At 73.4% G+C, this 13,764-nt stretch carries 13 protein-coding genes and 1 pseudogene; 4 read left to right on the plus strand and 10 right to left on the minus strand.

Annotated elements, in window-relative coordinates:
- Positions 1–14: 14 nt before the first annotated feature.
- The 6 genes and pseudogenes from AB5J87_RS32150 to AB5J87_RS32175 form a co-directional block, all read right to left on the minus strand.
- Positions 15–389, minus strand: coding sequence for a hypothetical protein (locus AB5J87_RS32150; protein WP_369381853.1), 375 nt, complete (start codon positions 387–389; stop codon positions 15–17).
- Between the two features lie 188 nt (positions 390–577).
- The gene (locus AB5J87_RS32155; RefSeq protein ID WP_369381854.1) at positions 578–1,246 is read right to left on the minus strand and encodes a maleylpyruvate isomerase N-terminal domain-containing protein; all 669 of its coding nucleotides are present in this window, start codon (positions 1,244–1,246) and stop codon (positions 578–580) included.
- A gap of 24 nt (positions 1,247–1,270) precedes the next feature.
- The gene (locus AB5J87_RS32160; RefSeq protein WP_369381855.1) at positions 1,271–2,503 is read right to left on the minus strand and encodes a cytochrome P450; all 1,233 of its coding nucleotides are present in this window, start codon (positions 2,501–2,503) and stop codon (positions 1,271–1,273) included.
- Entirely contained in the window at positions 2,500–3,084 is a 585-nt protein-coding gene (locus tag AB5J87_RS32165) for a cupin domain-containing protein (protein WP_369381857.1), read from the minus strand. Before AB5J87_RS32165 ends, AB5J87_RS32160 begins: the two co-directional genes overlap by 4 nt.
- Before the next feature lie 89 nt (positions 3,085–3,173).
- A complete protein-coding gene (locus tag AB5J87_RS32170; RefSeq protein WP_369383735.1) occupies positions 3,174–4,370 on the minus strand; it encodes a cytochrome P450 in 1,197 nt (398 codons plus the stop codon).
- A gap of 114 nt (positions 4,371–4,484) precedes the next feature.
- A pseudogene (locus AB5J87_RS32175) lies at positions 4,485–5,525 on the minus strand (type III polyketide synthase); the annotation flags it as partial.
- A 241-nt stretch (positions 5,526–5,766) separates the two neighbouring features.
- Between AB5J87_RS32175 and AB5J87_RS32180 the strand changes: the two are divergent.
- Positions 5,767–6,564 carry an SDR family NAD(P)-dependent oxidoreductase gene (locus tag AB5J87_RS32180; protein ID WP_369381859.1) on the plus strand — a complete coding sequence of 266 codons (798 nt, stop codon included), beginning with the start codon at positions 5,767–5,769 and terminating at the stop codon, positions 6,562–6,564.
- Here AB5J87_RS32180 and AB5J87_RS32185 read toward each other — a convergent pair.
- Positions 6,518–6,919, minus strand: a complete 402-nt coding sequence (locus AB5J87_RS32185; RefSeq protein ID WP_369381860.1) for a MerR family transcriptional regulator — start codon at positions 6,917–6,919, stop codon at positions 6,518–6,520. The genes AB5J87_RS32180 and AB5J87_RS32185 overlap by 47 nt on opposite strands.
- A 121-nt stretch (positions 6,920–7,040) precedes the next feature.
- Entirely contained in the window at positions 7,041–7,844 is an 804-nt protein-coding gene (locus AB5J87_RS32190; protein WP_369381862.1) for a VOC family protein, read from the minus strand.
- Positions 7,845–8,264: 420 nt separating this feature from the next.
- Between AB5J87_RS32190 and AB5J87_RS32195 the strand changes: the two genes are divergently transcribed.
- The gene (locus AB5J87_RS32195) at positions 8,265–9,473 is read left to right on the plus strand and encodes an alpha/beta hydrolase family protein (RefSeq protein WP_369381863.1); all 1,209 of its coding nucleotides are present in this window, start codon (positions 8,265–8,267) and stop codon (positions 9,471–9,473) included.
- Positions 9,474–9,515: 42 nt separating this feature from the next.
- On the opposite strand, the gene AB5J87_RS32200 is transcribed toward AB5J87_RS32195, so the two are convergent.
- Complete coding sequence (locus AB5J87_RS32200) at positions 9,516–9,788, minus strand: DUF2087 domain-containing protein (protein WP_369381865.1); 273 nt, start codon at positions 9,786–9,788, stop codon at positions 9,516–9,518.
- A gap of 182 nt (positions 9,789–9,970) precedes the next feature.
- Between AB5J87_RS32200 and AB5J87_RS32205 the strand changes: the two genes are divergently transcribed.
- Positions 9,971–10,939, plus strand: a complete 969-nt coding sequence (locus AB5J87_RS32205; RefSeq protein WP_369381867.1) for a helix-turn-helix domain-containing protein — start codon at positions 9,971–9,973, stop codon at positions 10,937–10,939.
- Here the strand turns inward: AB5J87_RS32205 and AB5J87_RS32210 are convergent.
- Complete coding sequence (locus AB5J87_RS32210) at positions 10,899–12,272, minus strand: AMP-binding protein (protein WP_369381869.1); 1,374 nt, start codon at positions 12,270–12,272, stop codon at positions 10,899–10,901. The genes AB5J87_RS32205 and AB5J87_RS32210 overlap by 41 nt on opposite strands.
- Before the next feature lie 486 nt (positions 12,273–12,758).
- Between AB5J87_RS32210 and AB5J87_RS32215 the strand changes: the two genes are divergently transcribed.
- Positions 12,759–13,646: a peptidoglycan-binding protein gene (locus AB5J87_RS32215; protein WP_369381870.1), complete on the plus strand. Its 888-nt coding sequence runs from the start codon at positions 12,759–12,761 to the stop codon at positions 13,644–13,646.
- Positions 13,647–13,764: the final 118 nt, after the last annotated feature.

Genomic DNA, 13,764 nt, shown 5'->3' on the forward strand with positions numbered 1-13,764 from the left:
CGCCGCCCGTCCGCTCAGCAGTGCGGCAGCCCCTGCGGCGGGTCGTGCGGGGTGTTGACGTTGCCGCCCCACACGTACACGTCGTCGAGGTAGCGGCTGCCGGTCCACACCGCCCCGCTGTACCAGACGTTGGTGTGGTGTCCGCCGGAGTTGACGTCGTCGCCGCGCGTCCAGCAGTCCACGTCCATCGGGCGGCTGCGCGTCGTGGTGTACACGACGGTGCCCTTGCGCACGTGCGGCGTGGTGCGCACATTGCTGTTGGCGTCGACGCCGTACGTGCCCCGCACCGCGGGCCGTTCGGCCGCGGTCGCCTGCACGACACCGGTTCCCGTCACCGCGCACACCGCCACCAGCAGGCCCGCGAGCGTGCCCCTGCGCAGGTCGAACATGTCGTTCCCCCTTCTTCGGCCGTGGCAGGTCGTCGCCACGCGCACCCATGGTGGGTCCGGCACCCCGCCCGGGGCGTCAAACCACCGTGGTGAAAGGGGGTAAACCTTTGCGGTATGCATATACCTCGGTCACCGGGAAGTGCCCTGATTCATGGGCGATATGACGGCACGGTAGATGTGACGGTTCGTCAGAACGCGGCGATCGTCCCGGGGGCGCGCTCCGCGCGGCTGAGCGCGCGCAGCACCGCCGTCGGACCGTGGCGGCGCGCCGCGAGCCGGGCGAGCAGATCGATCACGGTGTCCGTGGCGGACGGCGGCAGGACCGGGGCGGCGATGCCCGTGCTGACCGCCAGGTCGTCGCTGTGCACGGCGATCTCCATCATGCGGGTGGTGAGGAAGTCGTCGAGCCGCAGCGACCACGGGCCCCACAGCCCGATGCGCACCGGACGGTTCCCGGCCGCCGCCAGGGCGACCGCCGACTCGGCCACCGCCGAGTCGACCCGGTCCGCCAGGGCGTGCGGGCCGACGGCGGCGTCCTGCTCGCCACCGCTCCTGATCCGTACGCTGATCTCGTCGTCGAGCCCCGCCCCGATCCACTCCACCCGCTCGTAGTGCCCCAGCAGCGACACCACCGGCTCCTCGGGCACGGGCGCGGCCAGCGCCTCGGGGACGGACAGGATCTGGTACGCCAGATGGCCCGCCAGCGCGCCGACGCCGAACTCCGCCAGCGCGCTCGGCCCGGCCCAGGCCGCCTCGACCGCCGGGTCGCGCAGCAGCGCCGGGACCGAGCGGGCCAGGACCAGGAAGTCGTGCCGGACGGACGGGGACAGCGGAGGGCCGAACTCGGAAGAGGTCATCGGGCCACCCTCGCGCCCCCGCCCTCACCAGGCAAGGGGCAGCGTCTCCGGGCCCCGGTTGATCGAGCCGCGCCGCCAGCGCACCTCCTCCGGCGCCACCGCGAGACGCAGTCCGGGCGCCCGGCGCAGCAGCGTGGCGAGGATGACCTCGCACTGCATCCGGGTCAGCGACGCCCCCAGGCAGTAGTGGGCGCCGTGGCCGAAGGCGAGGTTGGGGGACTCGTCGCGGGCGAGGTCGAGCCGGTCCGGCGCGCTGTACACCTGCGGGTCGCGGTTGGCGGCCAGGTACGACACGTACACCGCGTCGCCCGCCCGGACCACGACGTCGCCCACCGGCACGTCCTCGGTGGCGATCCGGGGCAGTCCCACGCCGTTGCGCTGCGGGATGAACCGCAGCAACTCCTCGATGGCGGTGGGCAGCAGCTCCGGTTCCTCCCGCAGCCGGGCCAGCTGCTCGGGGTGGGTCAGCAGGGCGTACACCATGGTGGAGCACTGGTTGCGGACCTGGTCCAGGGCGTTGAGGACGATCATCACGGCGAGCGAGATCAGCTCGGGGCCGCTGAGGGCGCCCTCGGCGCGGGCCGCGACCAGCTCGCTGAACAGGTCGTCGCCCGGATGCTCCAGGCGGTGTCCGGCCAACTGCCGGAAGTACCCGGCGATCTCGCCCTTGACCGCGTTGCCCTCCTCCAGGGTGTGGTCGCTGGAGAGGATCACGGCCCGCCACTCCTGGAGCCGCCCGAGGTCGGCGGCGGGCACCCCGAGGAGCGCGCCGATCACCCGCTCCGGCATCGGGCCGGTCACCCGGCCCGCGAGATCGGCCGGCGGCCCCTGCGCCAGCATCCCGCCGACCAGCTCCTCGGCGATCGCCTCGGCCGCCACCCGCAGGGTCGCCACCCGCTTGCGGTTGAAGGTCCGGGCGAGCAGCCGCCGCAGCCGGGTGTGGTCGGGCGGATCGGTGCGGCCGATGCCGCCGGCCGGTGCCACCGTGTGCGGGGTCATGCCGGTCACCGGCCGGTCGACGGTCAGCGCCCGGCTGAACCGGGCGTCCGAGGTGACCTCCTTGACGTCCTGGTAGCGGGTCACCAGCCAGGCGGTCCCCTCGCCGAAGCGCATCCGCACCCGGGCCACCGGCTCCTCGCGCAGCAGCCGGTGCAGCAGCGGGTCGAACTCCAGCGCGTCCAGGTGCTCCACCGGCCAGAAGTGCGCCCCGGCCGCGTCGGCGCCCGGCGCGGGACCGGTGCGTACGTCCTCGCTCATGACGTCACCCGCGCCCCCGTCAGCGGCGCCTCGGCGGGCGGTGCGTGGCGCAGGGGGGTGAGCTGCTCGATGTCGTACCGGACGCGCAGCTCGGCGATGGCGGCCGGGTCGATCGCGCCGCCGCTGTTGAGGATGTCGAGGAGCTCCTCGAAGTAGCGCTCGTGGTCCGGGGGAGGGGCGGCCTGGAACAGCATGCGGGCGGGGCTGCCGGTCGGGTTGGCGAACGCGTGCGGGCAGCCGGGCGGGACCAGGATCATCGTCCCGGCCGTCGCCCGGATGTGGCGCTGCCCGGACGGCGACTCCCACTCCCGCCAGTCGTCGAGGGTGCGGACCTTCGGCTCGAAGGCCATCACGTCGAGTTCGCCCTCCAGGAGGTAGAAGAGCTCCTCGCTGCGGCTGTGGGCGTGGGCGCCCACGTCGAAGCCGGGCGGCACCACCACCTCGAAGGTGGAGGCCACGGTCGAGTGCGCGCCGGTGACCTTGAACGTCACCTGCTGGGCGGCGGTCCGGATGGTCCGCCCGCCGCCCGGCGGGATCACCAGACCGTCGGCCGGGCGGGGGCGGGGGTCGAGATCGTCCACGGCTGTCTCCTCTCGGTACGGGGGTGGGGGGTCGGTACGAGTGGCCAGGGACGGCCGGGGCGCCGTGCCGCCCGGCCGCCCGCCGCCCGTCACCAGGTGACCGGCAGTTCCTTGGGGCCGCGGATCAGCGCCCCGCGCTCCCACACCAGCTCCCGCTCGGGCACGGCGAGCCGCAGGTCCGGGAAGCGGTCCCACAGCGAGCGCAGCAGGATCTCCGACTCCATCCGGGCCAGGGTGGCGCCGGGGCAGTAGTGCGGTCCGTGGCCGAAGGCGACGTGCGGGTTGTGGCCGCGGTCGAAGTCGAGCTGCTCCGGGTCGGCGAAGACCCGCGGGTCGCGGTTGGCGGTCAGGTACGAGACGTACACCGGGTCGCCGCGCGGGATCAGCACCCCGCCCACCTCGACGTCCTCCAGGGCGATCCGTGACAGGCCCACCGCGTTGCGGTGCGGGATGTAGCGCAGCAGCTCCTCGACGGCCTGCGGCACCAGCCCCGGCTCGGCGCGCAGCCGGGCCAGGTGGCCGGGCTTGGTGAGCAGCGCGTACACCATGTTCGCGCTGTTGTTGCGGACCGCGTGCGCGCCGCCGATCTGGATCAGCACGGCGAGCCCGACGGCCTCGTCCAGCTCCAGGACGCCGCCGTCCACCGCCTCGGCCAGCACACCCGCGAGGTCCTCGCGCGGCTCGGTGCGCCGCAGGTCGAGCAGCTCGTGGAAGTACGCGGCCATCTCGGCCTTGGCCCGCTCGCTCGCCTCCCGGCCGCGCGCGGCCGAGATGATGGTGTCCGACCAGTGCGCCATCCGGGACTGGTCCTCGTCGGGCACCCCCATCAGCGCGCACACCATGGCCAGCGGGAACGGCCGGTTGAGGTGGGCCATCAGGTCGAGCGGACCGCCTTGGCGCTCCATGCGGTCCAGCAGGTCGTCCATCACGTGCTGGGCGCGCTCGCGCAGCCGGCGCATCGAGCGGGCGGTGAAGGCGCTGGCGACCACCCGGCGCATCCGGGTGTGGTCCGGCGGGTCGGCGAAGCCGACGGCCCCGTCCATCGGGATGAAGTGCGGGGCGAGCCTGGTGACCTGGCGTCCGACCACGGCCTGGCGGCTGAAGCGCGGGTCGACGGAGACGAACCGCACGTCGTCGTAGCGGGTGGCGAGCCAGGCGTGGCCCTCCCCGTTGGGGAGTCTGACCTTGGCGACCGGCTCCTCGTGCAGCAGCTTGGCGAGCATCGGGTCGAATTCCAGGCCGGGCAGGTCCGGCGGGGACCAGAAGTGGGTCTTCGGCTCTGCCATGTCGATCCTTTCGCTTCCGGTCCCGCCGGCGGGGGGACGGTTCTCGGTCGTACGCGGACGGGCCCCGGCCGCGTCGGCGAGGACCGCCGTCCGCGGTGCCGGGGCCGGGGCGGCGGTCCAGTGTCCGAGCGCCACTTCGGCGGTGATGCCCGGGCCGAACCCGGCGATGAGGCCCTTGGCCCGGTGCTCGGCGCCGCCCTCGTCGAAGAGCCGCCCGAGCGCGTCGAGGACGACGGCGCTGGCGATGTTCCCGTACTCGGTGAGGGTGGCCCGGCTGAAGCGGAACGCCTCCTGGGGGACCTTCAGATAGCGGCACAGGTCGTCGAGGATGCGGGGGCCGCCGGCGTGCACGATGTAGAAGTCCAGGTCCGAGGCGTTCCAGCCGTGCTGGTCGGCGAGCCGTCCGAGCACCGGCGCCAGCGCCTCCATGGTGCCGGGCACCCGCTTGTCCAGCAGGAAGTGGAAACCCGTCTCCCGTACCGCGTAGGCGATCCAGTCCTCGGTGTCGGGGACCAGATAGGAGCCGTTGCGCTCCAGCCGGATGCCGTGGCCGCCCGAGCCGCGCACCACGGCGGCGGCCACCGCGTCGCCGAAGAGCCCGTTGGAGAGCAGGGTGCCGACGCCCAGGTCGGCGGGCTGGTAGCTGAGCGAGCAGAACTCGCAGGCCACGATGAGGACATGGGAGCCGGGGTAGGCGGTGCAGAAGTCATGGGCGCGGTTGATCGCGCTGCCGCCCGCGGCGCAGCCGAGCTGGGCGATCGGGACCTGGCGCGTCTCTGGCCGGAAACCCATGGTGTTGATCAGCCAGGCCGTCAGGGAGGGCATCATGAACCCCGTGCACGACACATAGACGATCAGATCGATGTCCCGCGCCGTCAGTTCCGCGCTCTCCAGCGCCTGCCGCACCACCTGGGGCACGCGGGCCTTGGCCTCCGCCTCGTACACCTTGTTGCGCGCCTCGAAGCCGGGGTGCTTGAGGGTGTCCTCCAGGGGCTGTACGAGGTGGCGCTTGGCCACTCCGGTGTTCTCGATCAGGCGTAGTGCCAGGGCGAGCTGGGGATGGTCGGCGTGGACGGTGCGGACCAGGTCCAGCGTCTGCTCGGAGGTGATCACATGCTCGGGCACGGCGACGGCGGGTCGGCACAAGACGGCCATGGGCGGAACATCCCGGTGAGGTAGACGGAGCCCGGCCGGCCGGGTGGGAGGGGACGGGCGGACTGTCGGACAGGCCGGAGGAGATCATTCCAGCTCTATAACGAAATACCGCCCAGATATATCCGAAAGTACACAAAAGTGTCATCCGGCTGGCGCAGCTGACGCCGCCGGGCAGGCGGGGACGGCCGGGTGGTGCCCGGAGCGGGAGCGCGACCGCCGTGCGGACGAAGAGGAGATGGGGATGTCGTCGTCATTACTGGCGGGCCGGGTCGCTCTGGTGACCGGCGCGAGCCGCGGCATAGGCGCCGCCGTCGCCCGCGCGCTGGGCGCGCACGGCGCCTCGGTCGCGGTGAACTACCTCCGCAGCGCCGGGGCGGCGGCGGAGGTGGTCGCCCGCATCGACAAGAGCGGCGGCCGTGCGGTGGCGGTCCAGGCCGACGTGAGCGACCCGGCGCAGGTCCTGGCCATGGTGGAGCGCACCACGGCCGAACTCGGCGCGCCCGACGTGCTGGTCTGCAACGTCATGATCGGCAGCGAACGCGTCGGCGCGCGGGCGGGCGCCGACACGTCCGGCTCGTTCGTCGACACGCTGGAGCGGGTCGCCTCGGTGCGGGACGCGGTCGCCGCCCAGCTGGACGCCACCCTCCTGTGCTGCCACGCCGTCGTCCCCGGGATGCGGCGCGGCGCGGGCGGCTCGATCGTCCTCATCGGCGCCTCGACCACCCACAACCCCTATCCGGTGCCGGTCGAGATCTCGGTGGCGAAGGCCGCCCAGGACGCCGTGGGCCGGGCGCTGGCACGGGAGTTGGCCCCGGACAACATCCGGGTGAACACCGTCGCGCCGGGCTTCGTCCCCACCGACGCCAACGCGGGCCCGCACCAGGCGGCCCTGATCCAGCACGTCGCCGCGGGCACTCCGCTGCCGGTGCCGATCCTGGCCGAGGACGTGGCCGACGCCGTCGTGGTGCTGGTCAGCGACCTCTCGCGCAAGGTCACGGGGACGTTTCTGCCCCTGGACGGCGGCCGGACACCGATCTGAGCCCGCGCACCTCGTCGAGGTAGCGGGCCACCGCGTCCCGGTTGCGGGCCAGGCAGTCGATGCGGGCCGTCATCCGGTCGCGCTGGAGCTCCAGCGCGGCGATCATCTCCGGGGTGGCGTCCTGGACGTGGATCGCCCGGGGGCCGTCCAGACACGGCAGGATCTGCTGGATGATCCGGGTGGGCAGCCCCGCGTCCAGCAGCCCCCGGATCTGGGTCACCCGGTCCACATAGGACTCGTCGTAGTCGCGGTAGCCGTTCGGCGTGCGGGCCGCTGAGATCAGGCCCTGCTCCTCGTAGTAGCGCAGCAGCCGACGGGGGATGCCGGTGCGCTCTGACAGCTCTCCGATGCGCAAGGCGCTCACCCCCCATCCGCCGTCCGACCTTCACACGCATGGCACGGTTCCAGTCTAGTCACCGCCCTGACCAGGCAAAAGAACCCTCGGGCGCCGACGTTCGGCGGACGTGTGCCGCTGCCTACGCGCGCGTGTCGATGGTGAAGATGGCGCCGTCGGGGTCGCGGATGGTGGCCCAGGGGCCGCCCTCGGCGGCGCCCTGGGCGACGACCAGGCCGCCGTGGGCGCGGGCGGTCGCGGTCTTGGCGGGGACGTCCGTGGTGCGGAAGTGGACCTCCCAGTGCGGGCGCAGGGTCGGGTCCGGGGCGGCCTCCAGGGCGCCCGAGCTGAGCCGGGCCACGATGTGGCCGCCGTGCCGCAGGACGACCTCCTCGGCCTCGTACCGGACGTCGCAGCAGCCCTCGCGCTCGTTGGCCCAGTCCAGGACCTCGCCGTAGAAGATCGCCGACTCGAAGGCGCTGCGCGTGCGCAGGCGCAGCCAGGCCGGTTCGCGGTCGCGCCAGGACTCCCAGTCCTCGACGAGCTCGCCCTGCCAGACGCCGAAGACGGCGCCGTCGCGGTCGGCGGCCAGCGCGCCGCGCCCGGTCTGGAACGCGACGGGCCCCACCGCCACGGTGGCGCTGCGCTCGCGTATCCGCGCGGCGGTCACGTCGGCGTCCTCGACCGCGAAGTACGGCGTCCAGGCCACCGCCACCTGGAGCTCCGGCGCGAGGGCCCCGATCCCGGCCACCGGCTCGCCGTGGTCGAGGGCGGCCCGGAACTGCTCGCCGAGCCGTCCGTGCCGGAAGGTCCAGCCGAAGACCGCGCCGTAGAAGTCGAGCGCGGGTGCCAGGTCCCGGGCCATCAGGCTCACCCAGCACGGTGCCCCGAACACCGAGGCACTGGAGGAGGCCCTGGAGGCCGGGACCGTGGTTGTCCTGTCCATCGCTGATGCCGATCACTAGCGCTTGGCGGCTGCCTGCATCACCATTTTCCCGGAATGCCGGGTACCCCGCATCCATCCCGGCAAGCGCGGCATGGCTGTGCGTGCCCTCGTGGCTACACTGAGTATATCGGCTCGCCGGGTCGGGCGCCGTGGCGATCACTTCCCGCCGAGCGCCCGCTGGAGCCCGGCCTTGTCGAGGTGGCGGGAGCGGCCCCGGGGCATGCGTGCCCGGCGCCCGCTCGCTCCTCCACCCTCCGCCCGCGCACCGGTGGTCGCAACTGGCGCCGCGAACGCGCCGGTCGGCGCACCGGCGCCAGACCCGGGGTGGACGCGCGCACCACCCTGGGGTGGACGCGGCGGCCGGCGAATGACGACCGGCGGCGGACGCGCCGACCGGCGTGCCCGCTCTACAGTCACCTCATGATCACCGTCACCAGGGCGGCCACGGCCGTCACGCTCTCGCTCGCCCTCGCGCTGCCGCTCGCAGCCGCGAGCGGCGCGTCGGCGGCGCCGGGCGCGACCGCCTCGTCCGGACAGCCGGCCGCGCCCGCGCCGTCACCCGCCCCCGTCGCCGCACCGATGACCCTGCCGCGCCCCACCGGGGAGTACGGGGTGGGCAGTTCCGTCTTCCACCTCGTCGACCACTCCCGCAAGGACCCCTGGAACCCGGCGGCGAAGTCCCGCGAGCTGATGCTCACCCTGCACTACCCGGCGGCCCGCTCCGGCGGCCCCGGCCCCGTCGCGCCGTACGCCACCACCGCCGAGACCGCGCTCCTGGTCAAGGGGATGGGCATGGAGAAGGCCGTCCCGGCGGAGGTGTTGAGCGCCACCCGCACCAACAGCCGCCCCGACGCCCGCCCGGCGGGCGGCAGCCATCCGCTGATCGTGCTCTCGCCCGGCTTCGGCGGATCCCGCTACACGATGACCGCCCTCGCCGAGGACCTCGCCTCCCGGGGCTATGTGGTCGCCTCCGTGGACCACGCGTACGAGTCGTACGGGATCTCCGTCCCCGGCGGCCGGACGCTGACCTGTCTGGCCTGCACGGCGGTCGGTGAAGGAGGGGTGTCGGGCAGCGTCGTGACGGCGACCCGCGCCGGGGACGTCTCCTTCGTCCTGGACCGGCTCACCGGCCGCCACTCGTTCTGGCGGTACGCGAGCATGATCGACCAGCGCCGCATCGGCATGGCCGGCCACTCCATAGGCGGCGCCAGTGCGGCGTCGACGATGGCGGGCGACTCCCGTGTGCGGGCGGGCGTCAACATGGACGGCGCGTTCTGGGACGAGCTGCCCCGCGGGCTCGGCGGGCGCCCCTTCATGATGCTCGGCACCGGGGACCACCGCCCCGGCGGCCCGGACGGCACCTGGGACCGGACCTGGCCGCGGCTCGACGGCTGGAAGCGCTGGATCACCGTGGCGGGCTCGGAGCACTACACCTTCACCGACGCCCCGCTGACGCAGGCGCACTTCGGCCTGCCGCAGCCGCCGCTGCCCGAGGCACGGGCCCTCGACATCACCCGCACCTATGTCGCCGCGTTCTTCGACCAGCACCTGCGGGGGATCGCGCGGCCCGTGCTGGACGGCCCGACCGCCGGGAACCCGGAGGTGACCTTCGAGGACCCGAAGGCGTGACGCCCCGCCGTCCGGCGCCCTCCACGGGCGCCGGACGGCCGGTCAGGCGGCCCGCCGGTAGCTGCCTCCGTCCCGGGTCCGGGTCAGCAGACCCGCCGTGACGAGATAGCGGCGCAGCGCCGGGTAGTCGTCGTGGACGGTGCGGAGCGCCTCGTTCACCTCGGGCTCGCTGTAGGACCGGCCGGGCTCGAACAGGGTGTCCTTGAGGTGGACTAGCAGTTGCTCGCGGCGGGCCGCCTTGCGCGGGATGGCCGTGAGACGGCCGTGGGAGAAGAGGGCGGACACACCGGAGGCGCTGCTGCTGGTCTCGGACATGGACCGAAGCCTCGTGGACGACCGGGGGCCGGAGCAACGCATTTTGGCTGGGGCGGCAGGGGGCCGTGGGGGAAAAGTTGGGTGGAAAACAGCCGTTGATGGCTGATCACCCGCTCGACGCCGGGCGAACGCCTGTGCCAGGCTCGCGCCGCGTCGGACGTCTGGCACAGCGGGGGTGTGAGATGGGTCTGAGGAGCGAGTTCAGCACCACGGTCGTTCCGGCGGGGGAGCGCTTCGCGCTGTGGACGGAACTGGCCGGGCAGTCCCATGTGCGCAACTGGCTGCGCACCGAGTGCCCGGACGACTTCCGCGCCCGGCTCAGGGTCCTGGACCTCGGAGAGGTGCGGGTGTCCACGCTCACCTATCCGCATGTGGAGATAGCCCGCACCCCCAAGCTGATTCGGCAGGACGACCCCGAGGTCTACCAGGTCAACGTGCTGCTGCGAGGAGCCGCCCAGGTCGCGCACGGCGGCCGGGAGCGGTCCGTGCGGCCGGGGGAGCTGGTCCTGGTGGACAGCAGCCGGCCGTTCACGGGCCGGTTCTCCGGCGAGCTGTCGTCGATGACCGTGGTCCAACTGCCCCGGACCCGGCTGCCGTTGCCCTCCGACGCGGTCCAGCGCGTCGCGGCCGTGCCGATCGCCGCCGACCGGGGCCTCGGCGGGGTCTTCGGGCGCTGGCTCGCCGACCTCGACGTCCGCGCCGAGGAGTGCACCCGCGAGGACGTCCCGGCGCTGGCGGCGGTCACCGTCGACCTGCTCGCCGCCGTGCTCGGACGGCGCCTGGCCGGACAGGACCGGATGACTCCGGAGTCGCGCAGACAGGCGCTCCGGGTGGAGGTCTGCGACTACATCAACCGGCATCTGGCCGACCCCTCCCTGTCCCCGGCGACCGTGGCCGCCGCGCACCGGATCTCGGTGCGCCACCTCCACCAGATCTTCGACTCGCGCGGCACCACGGTCGCCGCCTGGATCCGGGCCCGGCGCCTGGAGCGCTGCCGCCGGGACCTGGCCGACCCGGGGCTGCGCCGCCGCCCGGTCCACGCGACAGGCGCCCGCTGGGGATTCGTCGAACCGTCCCACTTCAGCCGGGCCTTCCGGGCGGCGTACGGGATCAGCCCGCGTGACTATCGCGAGGCAGCCCTGGACCGCTGAGCGGGGCGGCGGTGCGGGAGTGGTGGTAGAGATACCCCTCCTCGTCGGCCCAGCAGGCGTCCCCGGTGAACGTCCAGCCGCTGCGCACCGCGTCGCGCTGGCGCTCGTCGTCGAGATAGCGGCAGCCCGTGGGGCCCTTCACGGCGAGCGCGCCGACCTCGCCGTGCGGCAGGGGGCGCCCGGACCCGTCGATGACGGCGACGAGATAGCCGGGCACGGGCCGCCCGATCGCCCCGGGGCGGCGCCAGGCTTCCTCGCCGCGCATGGAGACGAAGACGTGGAGCAGTTCGGTGGAGCTCAGCCCGTCGATCAGGCTGTTGCCGGTGCGCTGCTTCCATCTGCGCCGCGTCTCGTGCTCCAGCGGCTCGCCGGACGAGACGCACTCGCGCAGCGTGGACAGGTCGTACGGGGTGGTGTCGGCGCAGATCGCCTGGTAGCGGGCGGGCCCGCTGAAGCACACGGTGGCGCCGAACTCGCCGATGGACCGCGCGAGTTGGCGTGGCGAGGAGGTGTCGAGCAGGACCGTCGAGGCGCCGAGGTGCAGCGGGAAGAGCAGCAGGCCGCCCAGGCCGTAGGTGTCGGCCAGCGACGGGGAGCCGATGAAGCGGTCGTCGGCGGTGGCCTTGAGGACGTGCTCGGGGAAGGAGCGGCAGGCGGCCATCACATCGCGGTGCGAGTGCACCGTGGCCTTCGGCGTGTCCATCGTGCCCGCGGTGAAGGCGATCAGACAGGGGTCGGTGGCGGCGGTGTCGACCGGCAGGGACCAGTCGGGCTTGCCCAGCATCGCCCGTTCCAGACTGGCGTCCGCGTGCGGATCGCCGTAGCTCAGTGTCCGCGGGGTGCGCCCGCTCGACTCCAGCTCCGGGCGCAGCCCCCACTCGCACAGGGCGTGCGTGACCCGCGCCTTGTCGATCACCTCGCCGAGCCGGTCGGCCCGCACGGTGGGCGCCGCCGCCACCACGACCCCGCCCGCCCGGACCACCGCGAGCCAGATCGCCGCCAGCATCGGGGTGTTGGCGCCGTGCAGCAGCACCCGGTTTCCCGGCACCAGGCCCATGTCCTCGGTCAGGACGTGGAAGATCCGGGCGACCTTCACGGTCAGCTCGCGATAGGTCCAGCGCACTCCGTGCGGTGAGAGCAGCGCCGTACGGGGTGAACGGTCCAACGTGCCGGATCCCTCAAGGAGTTCCCAGGCGCAGTTCAGCCGGGCGGGGAAGCGCAGGGAGGGCATGCCGAGGAGCAGGTCGGGCTGGAGTGGCGCGGCTGGAAGATGGTCCCGTACGAAGGTGTCGGCATGGGCCGATCGGTGGTCCGCTCGCGCTGGCGTGTTCAACTGCCTGCCCCCTCCTGGTCGACTTGTGCCTCATTCAACGAGGCGCGACTAGAGATGTCCTTGACGATGCGTGCGCGGGCCTTGCCGGATTGTGCACAGCGGCACGGAAGGGGCTGGTGGGGGCGGTGTTGCGAACCGTACCGGGCGCCCGGACACCGGGCGGCCCACGGCTGCCCGCCGGACGCGGGCGGGCGCCGGTGACGAACGGCGCAGGTGGCCGGGGGGCGGCGGCGGGGCCCGCACGGCCGGGAAGGGCAAGCCCTTACCAAGGCGGCTGATCGTCCGTTTCGGCGGGGCCGGGGCGCGCAACACTGTTCATGACAGGCCAACCCCGCCTCGACCTCACCGGCTGGTCGACGGGAGTGACGGAAGACCTCGGACGGGGCGCGTCCGCGGGGGCCTTCGGCTTCGCCGTCCCCAGCCGGCTCCCCCCACCGATCCCTCACGGGTCCCGTCGCACCGGGGCCCGCCCTGGAGGTACCGCCGATGCCCGATCTCTGGCTGCCCGGAGCCGAACGAATCGACGTGGGCGACCACGCTCCCACCGACGCCGCCTACCCCGCCAAGGCGATCGCCCACATCACCTGGGACAAGAACGCCACCGCCGCCCACCCCCAGGACCAGGTGCCCTACGGCAACCTCCAGGACTGGTTCGGCCGCAACCCCGACGGCAAGGGGTCCGCCCCGCACGTGCTGTGGTCGCCGTTCACCGGCGCGTTCACCCAGTTCTTCCCGGCGGACTCGCGCTCGAAGTCCCTGGTCGACTTAGCCGGGGGCACCCGCACCAACAGAGCGGGCAAGGTGGTCATCCAGATCGAGTCGCACTTCTTCCCGTACTGCCGGGTCGGCGGCGAGGTCTACGCCCGGCTGGTGGACACCCCCTGCGCCGGCTGGGCGGCGCTCAACGCCTGGGTGCGGTCCTGGGGCGTGCCCGACACCTGGCCCATGGGACGGCCCGTGGACTTCACCTCGCACCGCGACGAGCGGGTGTGGGAGACGCACGGCGGCTGGTACGGACACCAGCAGGTGCCCGAGAACACCCATCAGGACCCCGGCTCCTGGCCCGGCTTCGCCGGTGCGCCCCCGGCGCCGAAGGTCTCCCTCGCCCATGTCGTCGCCGCCGCGCAGCGCGACCCGGGCCTTCCGCAGGGCGGCACCACCTACCGCGCCGAGGTGCTGGTGGTGGAGCGCGCCCTCCAGGCCGAGGGGCTGCTGGCGGGGACCTGGGTGGACGGCTCGTTCGGCACCAAGACCAAGACGGCGTACTCCGCCTGGCAGGTGCGCTGCGGCTACTCGGGCCCGGACGCCGACGGCATCCCCGGCCGTGACTCCCTCACCAGGCTCGGCGCCCGCCACGGCTTCACGGTGACCTGAACCGCACCCCCGTACGCGATTGCGGGCCCCCGGGCGGACGTCTGCGGCTAGCTTCGAGTGCGGTGCCGTCCCGTCCAGAGGAGGTGAACCAGCATGAGCTATCCGCCCCCGACCGTGA

The organism is Streptomyces sp. cg36 (assembly GCF_041080675.1).
GTDB lineage: Bacteria > Actinomycetota > Actinomycetes > Streptomycetales > Streptomycetaceae > Streptomyces.